Here is a 19060-nt window from a genome sequence, read left to right as displayed (position 1 = left end):
GCGTGACCGCCCGGGTGTGATTGAGTGAGCGCATGAGCCAAGAACTGACACGTCGTTCGCTCGTGGACTGGGACGCAGCCGCCCAGATCGCTGCCAAACTGACCCCGCCGGGCCCCACGCCCGGGCCGCGTGAGATGTCCCGCGCCGTGGAGTCCCTGCGCTATTTCGCACATGAATCGGTGCACCACGTCCACGCGATCACGCGTCTGGACGCCGCGGAGAACCTGCGGGACTCCACCGTGCTCGTGGTGGACCGCGCGGGCTGGGCCAAGGCCAACACGCAGACGTTCTCCGTGCTCGTCCAGCCCGTCTTCGACCGGTTGCACGCCAAGGACCCCGGCACGTTCGACGCCGCCCTGCGGGGCGTGGCGCCCACGGCCATCGCCGCGGAGATGGGGGCCCTGGTGGGTTTCCTCTCCGCCAAGGTCCTGGGGCAGTACGACCCCTACGCCGGGCTCGTCTCCGAACAGGCGGCCCGTTCCCACCCCGGGGGTCGGCTCATGTTCGTGGCACCCAACGTGTTGTGGACCGAGCACGAACTCAACGTGGCCCCCGAGGACTTCCGGTTGTGGGTGTGCCTGCACGAACAGACCCACCGTGTGCAGTTCGCGGCGGCCCCGTGGCTGCGCGATCACATGCTCGAGCAGATCTCCCGCCTGGGTTCGCTGGACGCGTCCGCGTGGGATCGCCTGCGCGCCGCCGCGGCGTCGATCACGGGCCGCTCCGCCGGCCGCCCGGACGCGGGTCTGGGTCCCATGACCCATCTGCTCACGGACGCCGAACGTGACACGGTCTCCCACGTGACGGCGGTGATGTCCCTGCTCGAGGGTCACGCCAACGCCGTCATGGACGCCGTGGACTCGTCCATCGTGCCCTCCGTGAAGACCATCCGCCGCCGCTTCGACGACCGCTCCGCGACCCACGGCGCCCTGGACCGGTTCATTCGTTCCCTGCTGGGCATGGACGCCAAGATGCGCCAGTACAGCAACGGCCAGAAGTTCGTGGAGTACATCGTGGAGCGTGTGGGCATGGAGCGCTTCAACACGGTGTGGACCTCACCCGAGACCCTGCCCACCGAGGTGGAGATCCACGACCCGCAGGCCTGGATGGATCGCGTCCTGGGCTGAGCCCGGGACGTGCTCTCGGGTTTTCCCCCGGTTGTCTGTGCCAAGATGACCGTGTGAGCTCTGAAAACATCAATCAACAGATCCGGCTGTACGGTCAGCCGCTGTCAGAGCGTTTTGGCGCCGTGGTGGGGGTCTACGGTATTACGCAGCGCAGGCTGGCCCAGGTCCTGGGCCTGTCCGCGCCCATGCTCTCCCAACTCATCAGCGGCAGACGCATCAAGATCGGTAACCCTGCGGTCTACGAACGCTTGGTCATGCTCGAGGACAGCGCAGGGTCCTCGGACCAGGAGGCCGTCCTGAACAGGGTGGAGGCATCCCAACCGGTGCTGTCCACGTCACAGATCCGCACGCGGATCACCACGGACACGGATGCCGTGTCCGCGCTCGCCTCGGTGGTTCCGGTGGGGGAACTGGAACGCGCCCTGGTCATGCTCGGTGACACCACCCCCGTGCTGAGCAAGGTCCTGGGGATGGCCGAGGAAACGGCGCAGCGCGCCAGGTCCGCCCAGGACTGACGGGGTGCAGCACGGACGGGCCGGTCGCCTCCATCCCGTGGTCGCCCGCGCCAGGCGCGCGGTGGCCCGCGCCGTCGACCACCTACCCCGTGAGACGTCGGCCGGGGGAGCGGACGCACGTGATCCGATGCGTCCGGACCCCTCGACGACCCCGCGGGAAACAACTACCGAGCACGCGCGGGCGGGCACTGATCCCCGCCCGCCCCTCGTGCTCGTGGCATGCAGCGGTGGCGCCGATTCCCTCGCGCTCGCCGCAGCGACTGCGCACCTCGCGCGGCGCGGCCGCGTGCGGGTGGGCGCCGTCGTGGTGGACCACGGACTTCAGGAGGGCTCGGCCGAGGTGGCCCGTGACGCGGCGCGCACCGTGCGGGAGCTCGGCCTCGAGCCCGTCGCGGTCGAGCGGGTCACGGTGGTGCGCGAGCACCACGGCCCCGAGATGGCCGCGCGCCTCGCCCGCTACGGCGCCCTCAGCGACGTCGCGCGCCGAACCGGCGCTGCCGCCGTCCTGCTCGGACACACACGGGACGACCAGGCGGAGACCGTGTTGCTGGGCCTCGCCCGGGGCTCGGGAACGCGTTCGCTGTCCGGGATGCCCGAGCGGCATCATGTCGACGACGTGCTGTACCTGCGTCCGTTCCTCAACGTCACGCGCGCCGAGACCGAGACGGTGTGCGCGGCCGAGGGGCTGTCGCCATGGCACGATCCCACCAACGCAGACACTGCACTGACCCGCGCACGCGTGCGCCACGAGGTCCTGCCCTATCTCGAGTCCCAGCTGGGGCCGGGGGTGGGCAGGGCACTGGCCCGCACGGCGTCGGTACTCGGCGCCGATGCCGACTACCTGGACGAACAGGCGTCCCTGGCGTTCGACGCCGCCCTGGTGCCCGCGGCGTCGTCCGGCTCGTCGGTCGTGCTGGACGGTGCCGTCCTCCAGGGGACCCCGGCGGCACTGCGCCGACGCATGCTCGCGAAGGCATGTGTCCTCGCGGGCGGGGAGACGCCCACGTTCGAACGGTTGAGCGCGCTCGAGCAGTTCGCGCTCGGGTACGGGGCGGCCGGGCCGGTGCAGATGGCGGGTAAGGTGGCAGCGTGGCGGCACCGCTCGGACGCGACCCATGCGCGAGGGTGCCTCGAGCTGCGCGGTGAGCGCGGACCTCGCCCGCTGGAGACAAGTCCACCCACGAACGACCCCGGGAGTGCACAGTGAAGGCCGAACACGTCCACGACGACCTGAGCAACGTCCTGTTCACCAAGGAACAGATCGCGCAGAAGGTCCGTGAACTCGCCCAGCAGATCGACCGCGACTACGACGGGCGGGACGTGCTGCTCGTGGGGGTGCTCAAGGGTGCGGTGATGGTCATGGCGGACCTCATGCGCGAGCTCGAGGGGCAGTACCCCATGGACTGGATGGCGGTGTCCTCCTACGGTTCGGGCACCAAGTCCTCGGGCGTGGTGCGCATCCTCAAGGACCTGGACACGGACCTGCACGGCAAGGACGTGCTGATCGTGGAGGACGTCATCGACTCGGGCCTCACGCTGTCCTGGCTGCGCACCAACCTGGAGTCGCGCGGACCCGCCTCGGTGGAGATCTGCACGCTGCTGCGCAAGCCCGACGCCGCCAAGACGGACATCGACGTGCGCTATGTAGGCTGGGACATCCCCAACGAGTTCGTGGTGGGGTACGGGTTGGACTTCGCGGAGCAGTACCGCAACCTGGACTGCATCGCCACGCTCGCACCGCACGTTTACGAGTGAGTCGCGCACGGACCCTCACGCCCAGCCAATGTCGGGCAGAGGCGTGTACCGTGGCCCAATCGTGTGCGCTGTGAAAGAACGGACCGCACGCACGGCGTCGCAGCGCCATTCGAAGCGATAGATTGTGCCATACACGTCACGGCCACCGTTCCCCACCCCTCCGCCCCATGGAGACAGGTGCACGAGCGGGCCGTGACGAAACGTGTCACGTCCATGGGAGGATCAACGGCTTGGCCACGGCAAAAAAACCCACGAGTTTCTTCAAGGGTCCACTCTTCTGGATCCTGCTGGCCATTGTGGTCCTGGTTCCCGTGGGCGCCAGCGTGTTCAGCCCCACCTCGTCCCGCGTGGACACCAACGTGGGTCTGGAACTGCTCAGGGACCACAAGGTCGACGAAGCCAAGATCTACGACGGCGAGCAGAAGGTGGAGCTCAGCCTCAGGGACGATCTGAACCGGGACGGCCAGAACCTCGGTAAGGACGTGGAGTTCTTCTACGTCCAGCCCCGCGCGGAAGACGTCGTGCGGACCATGAACGACGCCCAGTTGAGCGGCTTCACGGACCAACCCGTGGAGAACAACTGGTTCCTGTCGCTCGTACGCTTCCTGCTCCCGTTCCTGATCATCCTGGGTATCTTCTGGTTCATCTTCGCCCGCATGCAGACCGGCGGGCAGGCCATGAAGTTCGGCCGGTCCAAGGCCAAGATGTTCAACAAGGAGAACTCCGAGGTCACGTTCGCGAATGTGGCCGGCGCGGATGAGGCCGTCCAGGAGCTCGACGAGATCAAGCAGTTCCTGGTGGAGCACGACCGCTTCACCGCTGTGGGTGCCAAGGTTCCCAAGGGTGTGCTGCTCTACGGCCCTCCGGGTACCGGCAAGACCCTGTTGGCCAAGGCCGTGGCGGGTGAGGCCGGTGTTCCGTTCTACTCGATCTCCGGTTCCGACTTCGTGGAGATGTTCGTGGGCGTGGGTGCGTCCCGCGTGCGCGACCTGTTCCAGCAGGCCAAGGAGAACGCCCCGGCCATCGTGTTCGTGGACGAGATCGACGCCGTGGGCCGCCAGCGCGGTGCCGGTATGGGCGGCGGCAACGACGAACGCGAGCAGACCCTGAACCAGTTGCTCGTGGAGATGGACGGCTTCGACGCCAACACGAACGTGATCCTGATCGCCGCGACCAACCGTCCGGACGTCCTGGACCCCGCGCTGTTGCGCCCGGGCCGTTTCGACCGCCAGATCGGCGTGGATGCCCCCGACATGAAGGGCCGCGAGCAGATCCTGCGCGTGCACTCCCAGAACAAGCCGCTCGCGAACAACGTGGACCTGGCCTCCGTGGCCAAGCGCACGCCAGGGTTCACGGGTGCGGAACTCGCGAACGTGATGAACGAGGCCGCGCTGTTGACCGCCCGCTCCCACGCGCAGCTGATCGACGACCGCGCGGTGGACGAGGCGATCGACCGCGTGATCGCCGGCCCGCAGAAGCGTTCCCGCGTGATGAAGGAACTCGAGCGCAAGGTCACCGCGTACCACGAGGGCGGCCACGCGCTCGTCGCCGCCGCACTGCGTAACACGGACCCCGTCACCAAGATCACGATCTTGCCGCGCGGCCGCGCGCTGGGCTACACCATGGTGATGCCCTCGGACGACAAGTACTCCACGACCCGCAACGAGCTGTTGGACCAGATGGCCTACGCCATGGGCGGTCGCGCGGCGGAGGAGATCGTGTTCCACGACCCCTCCACGGGTGCGTCCAACGACATCCAGAAGGCCACGGACACCGCGCGCAAGATGGTCACCCAGTACGGGATGAGCTCGCGGATCGGCTCGGTCAAGATCGGCGGGGACAACTCGGACCCGTTCGTGGGCCGCGAGATGGGCTCGGGCTCCAAGGAGTACTCGGACCACACGCTGGCCGTCGTGGACGACGAGGTGCGGGCATTGCTCGACCAGGCCCATACCGAGGCACACCAGATCCTGCTCGAGAACCGTCCCGTCCTGGACCGCCTGGCCCTGGAGCTGCTCGAAAAGGAAACCCTCAACGAGGCCCAGATCCAGGAGATCTTCCGGGACGTCACCAAGCGGGACCTGCGCCCGGTGTGGCTTTCCGGGGAGGAGCGCGAGGTCTCCGACATCCCGCCGGTGGTCACGTCCGCCGAACGGGAGGAGGCTCGCCGCAAGAACCTCCAGGACCCCAGCACCATGGCACCGCAGGACCAGGCCGTGGCCGCCAAGCCGGAACACCCGCTCGAGGTGCCCGAGCACCAGGACCCACAGCCGGGGGCCGACGCCTCCGGCGCGGGCCCGGACGGGCCGTCCGGACAGGAACCGGGCGGTGTGCGGCGGGAGAACCCCTGATGCACGGCACCCACGAGGACGATCCGCGCGAGCCGGTGTCGGGGTCCTACGCGGACTACGCCGATGCCCCCCAGCTCGATCCGACGATCGACCAACCTCGGATCGCGGCCGCGGTGCGCGAGATCCTGTTGGCCGTGGGGGAGGACCCGGACCGCGATGGTCTGCGGGACACCCCGGCCCGGGTGGCACGCGCGTACGCCGAGGTCTTCGCGGGTCTGCACCAGGACCCCGCGGACCTGCTGGCCACGTCCTTCGACATCGGCCACTCCGAGATGGTGCTCGTGCGGGACATCCCGTTCTACTCCACGTGCGAGCACCACCTGGTGCCGTTCCACGGGCTCGCTCACGTGGGGTACATCCCGGGTCCGGAAGGCAAGGTCACGGGCCTGTCCAAGCTCGCGCGGCTCGTGGACCTCTACGCCAAGCGTCCCCAGGTCCAGGAGCGGCTCACCACGCAGGTTGTTGAGGCCCTGAGCGAGCACCTGCACCCGGCCGGGGCGATCGTGGTGATCGAGTGCGAGCACCTGTGCATGTCCATGCGGGGGGTTCGCAAACCCGGTGCCAAGACCGTGACGTCGGCCGTGCGCGGTCAACTGCGTAACCCGGCAACCCGCGCCGAGGCCATGAACCTGATCCAGGCGGGGCGCGCGCAATGAGCGCGCCGCACGACGCCGCGAGCTCGCCCGACGGTGTTCGGGCCTACCATGCCGGGCCCGCTCGGCACGCGCTTGGCTGGGGTTCGTTCGACGCGCTGCCCACCGGACGCACACTCGTGATGGGCATCCTCAACGTGACCCCAGATTCGTTCAGTGACGGCGGTCGCCACGACACCGAGGCCGCGGCGGTGGCGCACGGGCTGCTGCTCGCCGAACAGGGCGCGGACATCGTGGACGTGGGCGGGGAGTCCACCCGGCCCGACTCCGAACGGGTGGATCCGCGGGAGGAACAGCGGCGCGTGCTGGCCGTGATCCGCGAACTGAGCGACCGCGGCGTCGTCGTGAGCGTGGACACCCTGCACTCGGACACGGCCGAGGCCGCCCTGGACGCCGGGGCGCACATCATCAACGACGTCTCCGGGACGAACCTGGACCCCCGCATGATCGAGCTGGCCGGGGACCGGGGCGTGCCGTACGTGCTCATGCATTCGCGCGGGACCCCCCAGACCATGACGTCCCTCGCGGACTACGACGACACCGTGACCGAGGTGCTCGCCGAGCTCGAGCAGCTGCGGGAGCGCTGCCTCGCCGCGGGGATCCGCCCGGAGCACCTGATTGTGGACCCGGGGCTCGGCTTCGCCAAGGCGGGGGAGCAGAACTGGGAACTGCTGCGCGCCCTGCCCCGGCTGACCGGTCTCGGCAAGATCCTGATCGCCGCGTCCCGTAAACGCTTCGTGGGCGCCCTGCTGGCCACGCAGGACGGACCGCGTCCCGTGGATGAGCGGGACACGGCCACGGCAGCCATCAGCGCACTGTCCGCGTTCGGGGGAGCCTGGGCCGTGCGCGTTCACGACGTCCCGATCACGGTGGACGCGGTGGCCGCGGCTCACGCGTGGCGCGGCGTCGCCCCGCCCGTACTGCACCCCCGGGATATGGGAAACTGAGCCCGCCATGAACACACCCGCCCCTGACAAGAACCATCGCGATCGGATCACCCTCACCGGCCTGGGCGCGGTGGGCTACCACGGCGTGTTCGAGAAGGAACGCCGCAGCGGTCAGCCGTTCTTCGTGGACCTCGTGCTCTACATGGACCTGCGACCGGCCGGGACCAGCGACGACCTCACCCGCACCGTGCACTACGGGGAGGTCGCGGAAATGGTGCGGGAGATCATCATCGGGACCCGGTTCCAGTTGATCGAGGCACTCGCGGAGGAGATCGCGCGGGCGCTCGTGGAGAATTTCCCCGCGGTGGCCGAGCTCGAGGTCACGGTCCACAAACCCAAGGCGCCGATCGACGTGACGTTCTCGGACGTGGCCGTGAGCATCCACCGCCGCCGGGGACACTACGAGGCGAGCGCGGACGGATGACGGCCCGGTGTGTTGTGGCCCTGGGGGCGAACCTGGGGGAGCGGTTGACGGTGCTGCGGCAGGCCGTGCGGACGCTGGACGCGACACCCGGGATCAGTGTCACGGCGAGCTCACCGGTCGTGGAGACCCGCGCGGTGGGTGGACCGCAGGACTCCCCGGACTACCTCAACGCGGTCGTGGAACTGCGTACCCGGCTCACGCCGTTCGAGGTGCTCGCGGTGTGCCAGAGCATCGAGGCCGAGCACGGTCGCACGCGTGACGTGCGCTGGGGGCCGCGCACCCTGGACTTGGACGTGGTGTGGTTCGAGGACGTCCACAGTGACGATCCGCGTTTGCAGTTGCCGCACCCGCGGGCCCACGAACGCGCGTTCGTGCTCGAGCCGTGGGCCCTCATGGATCCGCGGGCCCACCTCGACGGCCGTCCCGTCCGCGAGCTGGCCCGTGAGGCCTCGGACTTCGCGGATCTGACCGTGACCGAGCACCGCGTGCGACCGGAGGTGGGGTCCCCGTGCGATACCTGAACGTCTTGTCCCTCGTGGCGGCCGCCGCGGTCGCCGCGGCCGTGGGGTGGAGCCTCAATCACGTGGTGAGCGGGCAACACCAGAGCCTGCTCATCCTGCCGTGGCTCAGTTTGCTCGCCGAACTCGCGGCCGCGCTCATGGTGGGGTACCTGGGGCTGCGGTTGCGCGCCTACCGGGACCCCGAACGCGGTGCCGGGCGACGTCGCGACCCGGCTCGGCGCAAACCGTACGATCCCATGTGGGCCGTGGGTACGGCAGCGGCGGCGCAGGCGATCGCGTACTACGGAGCGCTGACCGCCGGGTGGCACGCCGGGATCGGCGTGGACCAGCTCACCCTGCTCGGGGTGCGTTCCACGCAGGAACCGTTGTGGCTGTGCATCGCCCAAGGCGTGGCGGGGATCGTGCTGGCGGTCGTGGGCTGGATCGTGGAGAAATCGTGTCGGCTCCCACCCGATGACCCGGACGCGGAGGAGGAAACCCCCTACGGTGGACGGCGGGACCCGTACGCCCCAGGAGAGGGAGGATATGCCCGCCACCGATGAACTGTCACCTCCGGGACTGACCTGGCACCGGGTGGCGCCCCAGTACGTTTCCGTACGCCTGATCAGCTCCGCCATCTCCACCGTCGTGTGGACCGCGATCTTCTCGATCCCCTTGATCCTGGGTCTGCTCGGGACCTGGGGCGACCGCCCGCAGTGGTGGATGTGGGTGCTGTCCGGGATCGTGCTCGGGCTGGGTCTCGTGAACCTGTCCCTGATCCCGCGCCGGGTCCGGGCCATCGGCTACGCGGAGGCACCCACCGAACTGTGGCTGCGCAAGGGCCTGTTCTTCCGCAGCGTGACCGTGGTGCCGTACGGGCGGATGCAGTACGTGGACATCAAGACCGGGCCGGTGCTCAACGCGTTCGGGCTGGCCACGCTCACGCTCCACACCGCGTCCGCGGCCACGGACGCCGTGCTGCCCGGGCTACCCCGCGCGGAGGCAGGCCGGTTGCGCGAGCAGCTCACGGAGCGCGGGGAAGAGCACATGGTGGGGTTGTGATGAGCCCGGACCCGTCCCACCGCTACGCGCAGCCGGGGTCGCCGGCAGACCCGGGCTCCGGTCCGCTCCCCGGGCCCGCCCAGCGCACTGGCACGGGTCCACGCCCCGGGGCGGACGCCGACGGCGCGTGGCACCGGGTGCACCCGCTCACGCCCCTCGTGCGCAGCTGGCTACTCGTGGTGGCCCTCGCGTGGGGCTTCGGCAACGTGTTCCTGGACGACCTCGTCACGGCGGTGCTCAACGGGGACCCCATCGAGATGGACGTGGGCGGGGCGGTGCAGCTCGCGGGCGCGGGCCTTGCGATCGCGATCCTGTGCGGTGTGCTCGGCCTGCTCATCGGTCTGGGTCTACTCTCGTGGTGGTTCATCCGCTACCAGATCACGGACGAACACGTGCGCCTGCGCACGGGGTGGCTGTTCCGCACGCACCGCCAGGCCCGCCTGGACCGGGTCCAGGGCATCGACATCGAGCGCAAGTTCGTCCCCCGGATCCTGGGTCTCGCGTCCTTGAAGTTCGACGTCGCAGACGGCGGGTCCAGCGTCCTCGAGCTGTCCTACCTTCGCCGCGACCACGCCCGCCAGCTGCGGCAACAACTGCTCGTGGCCGCGCACCACGCGTCGGACGCGCCGATCCCGCACACCGCCCCGGACGCCCACGAGGCGTCGGCCGCTCATGACGGCCAAGCAACGGGGGAGGCGGCTGCCGACCGGTACCGGGATCCGCAGGTCACCCGCCCCGGGCGCGTGGCGCCGTGGGACCGTTCGGCGGCGAGCGCCGTCGTCCCCGCCGTGGACTCCGGCGCGACCGACCGCTACCCCGCGTACCCGGGGAACCCCGCGGCCGGTACGGGCGAGCGCGGCCGGCGCGACACCGTGGACGTGCGGGCCGCCCGGAAGTACGGCCCGTTGGGTGAACAGGACGAGCTGCGGCGCGTGTTCACGGTGCCCACGAGCCGGGTGCTGCTGAGCCTCGTGTGTTCCCCGCCCGCCGTGATCCTGCTGCTCATGGCAGTGGCGGCGGTGATCGCCGCGTTCTGGAACGCCCAGGTGATGCGGGTCATGATCCCCAGTTTCGTCCCCCTGCTGCTCGGCGTGGTCTCCACGGTGTACTCGCGGCTCGAGAAGAGCTGGGGGTTCACGCTCAGCGTGGTCCCCTCCGGGGTGCGCACCCGATCCGGGTTGTTCAACGAGCGCTCCTCCACGATTCCCACGGGGAGGGTGCAGGCCCTGGAGGTCGGTAAACCCCTGATGTGGCGCGGTTTCGACGGCCACCACGTCCGTGTGATCACCGCGGGTAAAGGCGGCTCCGAGGGCACCGAGGGGCTCGGTTCCACGGTGTTGCCCGTGGGCACACTCGAGAACGTGCACGAGATCCTCGACCTCGTGCTGCCGCTCGAACACGCGCCCACCGAGCTCGTGGACCAGGGACTCACGGGGATCGGCGACTCGGAGGACTTCACCACGAGCCCCCGGAGGGCCCGCTGGTTGGATCCGCTCACGTGGCGTCGCACGGGCTTCGCCTTGAACACGTCCGCGCTCGTGCTGCGGTGGGGCAGACTCGCACGGCACGCGAGCGTGATCCCGCACCACAAGACGCAGTCCGTGGCCGTGACCCAGGGTCCCGTGGACCGGCGGTTGCGGCTGAGTGGTTTCGCGGTGCACGTGACCCCCGGGTCGGTGACCACGTCCGTGCACCACCTGGACACCGCACAGGTCCGCGAGCTGCAGGCACGCCACACGGACCTTGCCCGCGCGGCGCGCGACCGCGTCAACGGTCGGGGCCGCGAACAGCACGCCACTGCGCTGGCCGGCACGCCCGACCCGCGGGGGAGCTGACGCGCGTGCGCTACTCTGTGCGTGCCGTCGTCCCCGTCGAGGAGAATTTCCGTGAGACAACCCAGTGACCGCCCGGGCCGGTTGGGCGTGGGCGTGATCAGTGCCGGCAAGGTGGGCGCGGTGCTGGGCGCCGCGCTGCGGGCCGCGGGACACGCCGTCGTGGGTGTGCACGCGTCCTCCGAACAGAGCCGGGAGCGCGCGGGCGCCCTGTTGCCGGACGTGCCCGTGTTGGACGTCCCCACGATCGTGGAACGCAGTGAACTCGTACTGCTCGCGGTCCCGGACGACCAACTACCAGGTCTGGTGAGCGGGCTCGGTGCCACGGGCGCGTGGCAACCCGGTCAGCTCGTGGTGCACACCGCGGGGCGCTACGGCACGGATGTGCTCGAACCCGTGCGCCGTGCCGGGGGGATTGGCCTGGCCGTGCACCCCGCCATGACTTTCACGGGGCTCAGCCTGGACCTGCACCGGCTCGCGGACTGCAGCTTCGGCGTCACCGCCGCGGCACCCGTCCTGCCCATCGCGCAAGCTCTCGTGGTGGAGATGGGCGCCGAGCCCGTGGTGATCGCGGAAGCGGATCGCCCCCTGTACCACGCGGCGCTCGCCCACGGTTCCAACCACGTGATGACCCTGCTCGGGGAGTCCATGCAAGTGCTCGGGCAGATCGGGGTCACCCACCCGGAACGCGTCCTGGGCCCCCTCGCGCGCGCCACGGTGGACAACGCCCTGGCCTCCGGGGAGGACGCCCTGACCGGTCCCGTGGCCCGCGGGGACGTCGCCACGGTGGCCGCCCACGTCGCCGCCCTACGGGAGCTGTCCCAAGATGGGGTCTCCGCCGCCGACGCCGCCCGCTCGCCCGAGCGCGTCACGGCACCCGACGCCTCCGTGCGGGGAGCGCGCCAGACGGACGCCGGGGAGCAGTTGTTGGCGGGGTACCGCGCACTGGCGCGGCAGACCGCGGCCCGCGCGGCGTCGTCGGGCCGGATCGACGAGACGACCTATCGCGCGGTGCTTGCCGCGCTCGACGGAGAGGAACGCCCGTGACGGGACCCGTGGTGTGCACCACCGTGGCGCAGTTGCGCGAGGAGATCGGGGCGCGCGTGACCCGCGGCGCCCGCACCGTGGGGTTGTTCCCCACCATGGGTGCCCTGCACGACGGGCACGCGCGGATCGCGCAGCGCACGCGTGCGGAGAACGACCTCGCGGTGGTGTCCGTGTTCGTCAACCCACTGCAGTTCGGTCCCGGCGAGGACTTCGAGAGCTACCCGCGGGACCTGGACGGGGACGTTGCGCGGCTCGCCGAGGTGGGTGTGGACCTCGTCTTCGCGCCGTCGGTCGAGCAGATGTACCCGGACGGGACGCCCGTGGTGTCCGTGACCTCCGGGCGGGCAGGGTCGATCCTGGAGGGGGCCACGCGCCCCGGGCACTTCGACGGCGCCCTGACCGTGGTCAACAAGCTGTTCACGATCGCGGCACCGGGCCCCGCCGCCGAACTGCGGGCCTATTTCGGGGAGAAGGACGCGCAGCAACTGCTGCTCATGCAGCGGATGGTGCGTGATTTCGATCACCCGGTGGAGATCCGTGCGGTGCCCATCGTGCGCTCGGAGCAAGGGCTCGCCCTGTCCTCGCGCAACCAGTACCTCTCCGCCGAGCAGGCCGACCACGCGCTCGTGCTGCACCGGACGTTGCGCGCGCTCGCGGCAGGGGAGCTCACGCTCGAGCGGGCGCGCAGCGCCATCGACGCCGAGCCGGAGGTGCGCCTGGACTACCTCGTGACCGTGGACCCGGGAGATCTTTCCCTCGTGGAACCCGGCCCCGGGACCCTCGCGCTCGTGGCGGCGTGGGTGGGTCCCACCCGCCTGATCGACAACATGCGAATCTGAGCGCGGGCGGTATCCTGGTCCATTGTGACCGAGCAGCCCGAATCCACCGTTCCCGCAGACACCGCCAGCACCGATCCGGAGCTGAGCGCCCACGAGCTCAACGATCAGATGGCCGTGCGCGCCGCCAAGCGCCAGGCAGCGCAGGACGCCGGGATGGCGCCCTATCCCGTGGACGTGCATCGCACCACGACCCTTGCCGCGGTCCGTGAGCAGTTCGGTCAGCTCGAACCCGGGGAGGAGACCGAGCACGTCGTGACCGTGGCCGGTCGTGTGGTCCACGTGCGCAACACCGGCAAGTTGTGCTTCGCGACCCTCCAGGAGGGGGACGGCACCCGGCTGCAGGCCATGCTCTCCAAGGTCAACGTGGGGGACGAACCCCTCGCGCAGTGGAAGGCCCTCGTGGACCTTGGCGACTTCGTGGCCATCACCGGTCGCGTGATCAGCTCGCGGCGCGGGGAGCTGTCCGTGATGGCGGACTCGTGGACCTTGGCCTCCAAGGCCCTGCGCCCCCTGCCCACCATGCATAAGGAACTCAACGAGGAAACCCGGGTGCGCCAGCGCTACCTGGACCTGATCGTGCGCCAGGAGGCCCGCGACGTCGTCCTCACGCGCTCCACGATCACGCGCACCGTACGCCGTGTCATGGAGGAACAGGGGTACGTGGAGATCGAGACCCCCGTGCTCCAGCTCGTGCACGGCGGGGCCGCGGCGCGCCCATTCGGTACGCACCTCAACGCGTTCGACCAGGACATGACGCTGCGTATCGCCACCGAGCTGTATCTCAAGCGCGCGGTCGTGGGCGGTATCGACAGGGTTTTCGAGATCGGCCGGGTCTTCCGTAACGAGGGTGTGGATTCCTCCCACAGCCCGGAATTCACCACGCTCGAGGCGTATGAGGCCTATGCCGATCAATTCGTGATGGCGCAGCGGATCCAGGAGATCATCCAGGAATGTGCCCGCGCGCTCGGTGTGGACGGGGTGGACACCGAGGACGGCCGCATTGATTTGTTCGGGGAGTGGGCATGGGTTTCCGTGTATCCGGGACTGTCCGAGGCCGTGGGACGGGAGGTCACCCCGGACACGGATGTCACGGAACTGCGAAAGATCGCCGCTCAGCGCGATATCCAAGTGAATCCTGCATGGGACGCACAGAAACTCGTCATGGAACTCTTCGAGGAAATCGTGGAGCCCACCCTGATCCAACCCACGTTCGTGTACGACTACCCGCCGGCCGCACAACCGCTCGCCCGGCCCCACCGCGAGAAGCCGGGGTTGATCGAGGCGTGGGACCTGATCATCGGAGGGATGGAGCGTGGCACCGCGTTCTCCGAGCTCGTGGACCCGGTGGTGCAGCGCGACCGGCTCACGGAGCAGTCCCGGCTCGCCGCGGCGGGGGACGACGAGGCCATGCAGTTGGACGAGGACTTCCTGCGGGCCCTCGAATACGGCGCGCCGCCCATGGGCGGGCTCGGCCTGGGGTTGGACCGGCTCATCATGCTGTTCACCAACCTGGGTATCCGGGACACCATCCTCTTCCCACTCATGAAGCCCGAGTGAACCGACCCGGCGCAGTACCGCGTCCAGCCGCCGTCCAGTCCTGGAGAGGATGATCACCGTCATGGATTACCTGGCCGTCTTCGTACCCTCACTCGGTGTGGGTGTGGTCTTCTACCTCGTGATGCGCTGGTTGCTGCGCGGGGACAGGACCGAGCGCAGTGCGCAGGCACAGGCCCGCGACGACGCCGAGCAGTGGTACCGCTCGGTACGCGAACGCGAGGGGGACAAAGTCCCGTTCGGATATCAGGAGGATAAGACCCGGCAACAACGGGGTCTGGACTTACGCAACAGCATTCCTATTCGTGAATCCCCGGAAGATCCCAATAGCCCGTGATGACAATTATTCGAATATCTGCCATGATAGGACCGTGAATCCGCGGTCCCTGCATTTCATTCCGGGGGCGTTCCCATGGGTGAATCCGAACAGTTTCCATGAGGAATGGAGATCGGAATCACACGGGGGACAAATTCCTGTGTTTCACCCCACAGCATGAATTTGCTAGCGCGAATAATTGATCGACGAGCCCGTAGGGCGTTTGGAGGAGCTGGAGCATGGCTCAGACCGTGAAAATCATTCTTGAAGACGATATCGACGGCGGCGAGGCCAATGAGACCGTGCGTTTCGGTCTGGACGGCGGCCAGTACGAGATCGACCTGAGCTCGGCCAATGCCACCAAGCTGCGCGACGCCCTGCGTCCCTACGTCGCGGCCGGTCGCCGCGCGTCCGCCAAGAGCGGGCGCAGCCAGAACACCACCACGCGCCCGAACCGCTCGGGCAACCCCGAGACCCCCAAGATCCGCGCGTGGGCCAAAAAGCAGGGCCTGCAGGTCTCGGACCGCGGCCGCATCCACCAGGACATCCAGGACAAGTACTACGCCGCTCACAACGACTGAGTTCGTAGCACACCCCGGCATCACGGCCGGAACACGCCGCAACAGGCGTGTTCCGGCCGTTGTCGTCGGTACCGGGGAGCACGGGACGGGGAGTTGCGAAAGGCCCCCCGGGGGGAATTTTGCTGAGGGCTGGATACCGTGCGCCAGTGGCGAACAGTGCCGGAAACGCCGCGCGGGATGCCTAGCATCGTTGACAGAGATCAATGAAGGAGTATCCATGTTCGAACGCTTCACCGACCGCGCCCGCAGGGTCGTCGTGCTGGCCCAGGAAGAGGCCAGGATGCTCAACCACAACTACATCGGGACCGAGCACCTGCTGCTCGGCCTGATCCACGAGGGTGAGGGCGTCGCCGCCAAAGCCCTCGAGTCCATGGGCATCACCCTGAGCGCCGCCCGCGAGCAGGTCCAGGACATCATCGGCCCGGGCCAGCAAGCGCCCTCGGGTCACATCCCGTTCACGCCCCGCGCCAAGAAGGTGCTCGAGCACTCGCTGCGCGAGGCCCTGCAGTTGGGGCACAACTACATCGGGACCGAGCACATCCTGCTCGGGATCATCCGCGCCGGCGAGGGCGTGGCCTCCCAGGTGCTCGTCAAGCTCGGCGCCGATCCCGGCAAGGTCCGCGCCACGGTGCTGGAACTGATCTCCGGTTACCAGTCCGGCAACGCCGGCGGGGAGAAGGAAGCCGCCGGTGTCGGCACCGGTGGCCGCGCCGAGGGCGCTCCCGCGGGTTCGGCCGTGCTGGACCAGTTCGGTCGCAACCTCACCGCCGCCGCGCGCGAGTCCACGCTGGACCCCGTGATCGGGCGCTACCGCGAGATGGAGCGCGTGATGCAGGTGCTCTCCCGACGCACCAAGAACAACCCGGTGCTGATCGGTGAACCCGGTGTCGGTAAGACCGCAGTCGTGGAGGGCCTGGCCCAGGCGATCGTGCGCGGGGACGTCCCCGAGACGCTTAAGGACAAGCAGCTCTACACGCTGGACCTGGGATCGCTCGTGGCCGGTTCCCGCTACCGCGGTGACTTCGAGGAACGCCTCAAGAAGGTGCTCAAGGAGATCCGTACGCGCGGGGACATCATCCTGTTCATCGACGAGATCCACACGCTCGTGGGTGCGGGTGCCGCGGAAGGCGCGATCGACGCCGCGTCGATCCTCAAGCCCATGCTGGCGCGCGGCGAGCTGCAGACCATCGGTGCCACCACGCTGGACGAGTACCGCAAGCACATCGAGAAGGACGCCGCCCTCGAACGGCGCTTCCAGCCCATCCAGGTGGACGAGCCCTCCGAGGCCCACGCCGTGGAGATCCTCAAGGGCCTGCGCGACAAGTACGAGGCGCACCATCGCGTGTCCATCTCGGACGACGCGCTGGAGGCCGCGGTGCACATGTCCGCGCGCTACGTCTCGGACCGGTTCCTGCCCGACAAGGCCATCGACCTGATCGACGAGGCCGGTGCACGTCTGCGCATCAAGCGCATGACCGCGCCGCCGGAGATCAAGGCCCTGGACCAGAAGATCGCGGACACCAAGCGTGCCAAGGAAGCCGCGATCGAGGGCCAGGACTACGAGAAGGCCGCGTCCCTGCGCGACACCGAGCAGAAGCTCATCGCCGAGCGTGATGAGAAGGACACCGCGTGGCGCGAGGGCGACGACCAGATCTCGGAGGTGACCCCGGAGGTCATCTCGGACGTCCTGTCCGCCTCCACGGGTGTGCCCGTGTACAAGCTCTCCGAGGAGGAGTCCGGGCGGCTGCTGCACATGGAGGACGAGTTGCACAAGCGCGTCATCGGGCAGAACGAGGCCATCAAGGCCCTGTCCCGCTCCATCCGCCGTACCCGAGCTGGTCTGAAGGACCCGCGCCGCCCGGGTGGCTCGTTCATCTTCGCCGGGCCCACTGGTGTGGGTAAGACCGAGCTGGCCAAGGCGCTCGCGGAGTTCCTGTTCGGTGACGAGGACGCCCTGATCACGCTGGACATGTCCGAGTATCAGGAGAAGCACACCGTCTCCCGGCTCTTCGGTGCCCCTCCGGGCTACGTGGGGTACGAGGAGGGCGGTCAGTTGACCGAGAAGGTCCGCCGCAAGCCGTTCTCCGTGGTGCTGTTCGACGAGGTCGAGAAGGCCCACCAGGACCTCTTCAACTCGCTGCTGCAGATCCTCGAGGACGGTCGCCTGACCGACTCGCAGGGCCGTGTGGTGGACTTCAAGAACACCGTGATCATCATGACCACGAACCTCGGTACCCGGGACATCTCCCGCACGGTTCCCGTGGGCTTCCAGGCCAGCGGGGACGCGGCCACGTCCTACGACCGAATGCAGGCCAAGGTGCAGGAGGAGCTCAAGGAGCACTTCCGTCCCGAGTTCCTCAACCGCGTGGACGAGATCATCGTGTTCCCGCAGCTGAGCGAGAGTGAGATCGTGCAGATCGTGGACCTGTTCGTCGCGCGCCTGCAGCGGCGGTTGCGTGAGCAGGACATGTCCATCTCGCTGTCCGACGCCGCCAAGCAGTTGCTCGCCAAGAAGGGCTACGACCCCGCGATGGGTGCCCGGCCGCTGCGCCGGACCATACAGCGCGAGATCGAGGACCAGCTCTCCGAGCGGATCCTGTTCGGCGAGATCGCCTCGGGCGAGAAGATCTCGGTGGACGTCGAGGGTGAGGGCGACGACGCCACCTTCACCTTCTCCTCCACGCCCATGTCCGAGCTCTCCGACGACGAGATCCGGGAGATCGAGAACACCCCGGCGTTCTCGGACGACGCCGACAGCCAGTCCGGCAAAGACGTGCCGCGCTCGCCCCACTCGGGGCCCGACAGCGGCGGGGGAGCGGCCCAGGCGCAGGCCTGAGCCACCCCGCGCGGTGCCCGGCACCGCGGCGCCTCCGCGAGCGGGCGGCGTCGTCGACCACAACGGTCGGCGGCGCCGCCCGCTCGCGTTCGAACGGACGCGTACAGTCGTGGGCATGGTAGAGATCCGCATCCGCCCCGCCCGGACCTCGGACGTCCACGGCATCAAGGAGCTCGTGGCGCCCATGGCGGCCGAGCGCATCCTGATCACCAAGGACACGGTGACGTACTTCGAGAGTATCCAGGAGTTCGTGGTTGCGGAGGACGACGCCGGGAACCTCGTGGGCTGCGGGGCCTTGCACGTGATGTGGGAGGACCTCGCGGAGGTGCGCACCCTGGCCACGTCCCCCGCGGCGCGCGGTCATGGCGTGGGCGGGCGGATGATCGAGGAACTGCTGGCCCGTGCGGCTCGGCTCGGGGTCGGCCGGGTTTTCTGCCTGACCTTCGAGGTGGCGTTCTTCGCGCGGCACGGATTCGCCGTGATGGAGAACCAGGAGACCATCGAGCCCGAGGTCTTCGCAGAGCTGTTGCGTTCCCACGACGAGGGCGTCGCGGAGTTCCTGGACCTGGCCCGGGTCAAACCCAACACGCTGGGCAACACGCGGATGATCCGCGCGATCACCCCGGAAGGCTGACCGCGCCGTCGTCCGACCTGACTCGTGCCACTTGAGAGCTCCTGGCTGACTTGGCCGGTGTTGTCGCTGGTCAGGGTCCTGTGGCGG

The 19060-nt window shown here is 68.9% G+C and carries 19 protein-coding genes; all 19 read left to right on the top strand.

Translation table 11 applies throughout. The annotated features are described in order from the left end of the window. Window positions 1–32: 32 nt before the first annotated feature. The 19 genes from RF646_RS11305 to RF646_RS11215 all read left to right on the top strand — a co-directional run bounded on the left by RF646_RS11305 (window position 33) and on the right by RF646_RS11215 (window position 18973). Window positions 33–1127 (top strand): zinc-dependent metalloprotease, encoded by a 1095-nt coding sequence (locus RF646_RS11305; protein ID WP_167318828.1) that lies wholly within the window; start codon window positions 33–35, stop codon window positions 1125–1127. Between the two features lie 53 nt (window positions 1128–1180). After that, window positions 1181–1642, top strand: a complete 462-nt coding sequence (locus RF646_RS11300; protein ID WP_064847371.1) for a hypothetical protein — start codon at window positions 1181–1183, stop codon at window positions 1640–1642. A gap of 37 nt (window positions 1643–1679) precedes the next feature. Then, window positions 1680–2849, top strand: a complete 1170-nt coding sequence (gene tilS, locus RF646_RS11295; RefSeq protein WP_240918962.1) for a tRNA lysidine(34) synthetase TilS — start codon at window positions 1680–1682, stop codon at window positions 2847–2849. Beyond that, window positions 2846–3397: a hypoxanthine phosphoribosyltransferase gene (gene hpt / locus RF646_RS11290; RefSeq protein WP_098054248.1), complete on the top strand. Its 552-nt coding sequence runs from the start codon at window positions 2846–2848 to the stop codon at window positions 3395–3397. The genes tilS and hpt overlap by 4 nt, the downstream gene beginning before the upstream one ends. Window positions 3398–3627: 230 nt before the next feature. Continuing rightward, on the top strand, window positions 3628–5748 hold the full coding sequence (ftsH, locus tag RF646_RS11285) for an ATP-dependent zinc metalloprotease FtsH (RefSeq protein WP_064847374.1): 2121 nt from the start codon (window positions 3628–3630) through the stop codon (window positions 5746–5748). After that, complete coding sequence (gene folE, locus RF646_RS11280) at window positions 5748–6404, top strand: GTP cyclohydrolase I FolE (RefSeq protein ID WP_368836001.1); 657 nt, start codon at window positions 5748–5750, stop codon at window positions 6402–6404. Before ftsH ends, folE begins: the two co-directional genes overlap by 1 nt. Then, window positions 6401–7348, top strand: coding sequence for a dihydropteroate synthase (gene folP, locus RF646_RS11275; protein ID WP_368836000.1), 948 nt, complete (start codon window positions 6401–6403; stop codon window positions 7346–7348). The genes folE and folP overlap by 4 nt, the downstream gene beginning before the upstream one ends. Window positions 7349–7355: 7 nt before the next feature. Continuing rightward, window positions 7356–7772: a dihydroneopterin aldolase gene (gene folB / locus RF646_RS11270; RefSeq protein ID WP_131333416.1), complete on the top strand. Its 417-nt coding sequence runs from the start codon at window positions 7356–7358 to the stop codon at window positions 7770–7772. Next, complete coding sequence (gene folK / locus RF646_RS11265) at window positions 7769–8293, top strand: 2-amino-4-hydroxy-6-hydroxymethyldihydropteridine diphosphokinase (protein ID WP_098054258.1); 525 nt, start codon at window positions 7769–7771, stop codon at window positions 8291–8293. Before folB ends, folK begins: the two co-directional genes overlap by 4 nt. Continuing rightward, on the top strand, window positions 8281–8835 hold the full coding sequence (locus tag RF646_RS11260) for a DUF3180 domain-containing protein (protein WP_368835999.1): 555 nt from the start codon (window positions 8281–8283) through the stop codon (window positions 8833–8835). Before folK ends, RF646_RS11260 begins: the two co-directional genes overlap by 13 nt. After that, complete coding sequence (locus tag RF646_RS11255) at window positions 8819–9334, top strand: PH domain-containing protein (RefSeq protein WP_167318825.1); 516 nt, start codon at window positions 8819–8821, stop codon at window positions 9332–9334. The genes RF646_RS11260 and RF646_RS11255 overlap by 17 nt, the downstream gene beginning before the upstream one ends. Beyond that, window positions 9334–11169 (top strand): PH domain-containing protein, encoded by a 1836-nt coding sequence (locus tag RF646_RS11250; RefSeq protein ID WP_368835998.1) that lies wholly within the window; start codon window positions 9334–9336, stop codon window positions 11167–11169. Before RF646_RS11255 ends, RF646_RS11250 begins: the two co-directional genes overlap by 1 nt. A gap of 51 nt (window positions 11170–11220) precedes the next feature. Then, window positions 11221–12213: a Rossmann-like and DUF2520 domain-containing protein gene (locus RF646_RS11245; RefSeq protein WP_064846316.1), complete on the top strand. Its 993-nt coding sequence runs from the start codon at window positions 11221–11223 to the stop codon at window positions 12211–12213. Next, on the top strand, window positions 12210–13052 hold the full coding sequence (panC, locus tag RF646_RS11240; protein WP_206479341.1) for a pantoate--beta-alanine ligase: 843 nt from the start codon (window positions 12210–12212) through the stop codon (window positions 13050–13052). The genes RF646_RS11245 and panC overlap by 4 nt, the downstream gene beginning before the upstream one ends. Window positions 13053–13076: 24 nt before the next feature. After that, window positions 13077–14609, top strand: a complete 1533-nt coding sequence (gene lysS / locus RF646_RS11235) for a lysine--tRNA ligase (protein WP_206399699.1) — start codon at window positions 13077–13079, stop codon at window positions 14607–14609. Window positions 14610–14670: 61 nt separating this feature from the next. Further along, a complete protein-coding gene (locus tag RF646_RS11230) occupies window positions 14671–14943 on the top strand; it encodes a hypothetical protein (RefSeq protein WP_270241228.1) in 273 nt (90 codons plus the stop codon). Window positions 14944–15161: 218 nt separating this feature from the next. Next, window positions 15162–15503 carry an Lsr2 family protein gene (locus RF646_RS11225; RefSeq protein WP_035959173.1) on the top strand — a complete coding sequence of 114 codons (342 nt, stop codon included), beginning with the start codon at window positions 15162–15164 and terminating at the stop codon, window positions 15501–15503. A 217-nt stretch (window positions 15504–15720) separates the two neighbouring features. Beyond that, on the top strand, window positions 15721–18339 hold the full coding sequence (locus RF646_RS11220) for an ATP-dependent Clp protease ATP-binding subunit (RefSeq protein WP_368835997.1): 2619 nt from the start codon (window positions 15721–15723) through the stop codon (window positions 18337–18339). 115 nt (window positions 18340–18454) lie between these two features. Continuing rightward, complete coding sequence (locus tag RF646_RS11215; protein WP_179861259.1) at window positions 18455–18973, top strand: amino-acid N-acetyltransferase; 519 nt, start codon at window positions 18455–18457, stop codon at window positions 18971–18973. Window positions 18974–19060 lie beyond the last annotated feature (87 nt).

The sequence above is a fragment of the Kocuria sp. CPCC 205261 genome, from assembly GCF_040981025.1.
Lineage (GTDB): Bacteria > Actinomycetota > Actinomycetes > Actinomycetales > Micrococcaceae > Kocuria > Kocuria marina.
Note: the sequence above shows the minus strand (reverse complement) of the source record. Positions and strands in the feature narration are given on the sequence as shown.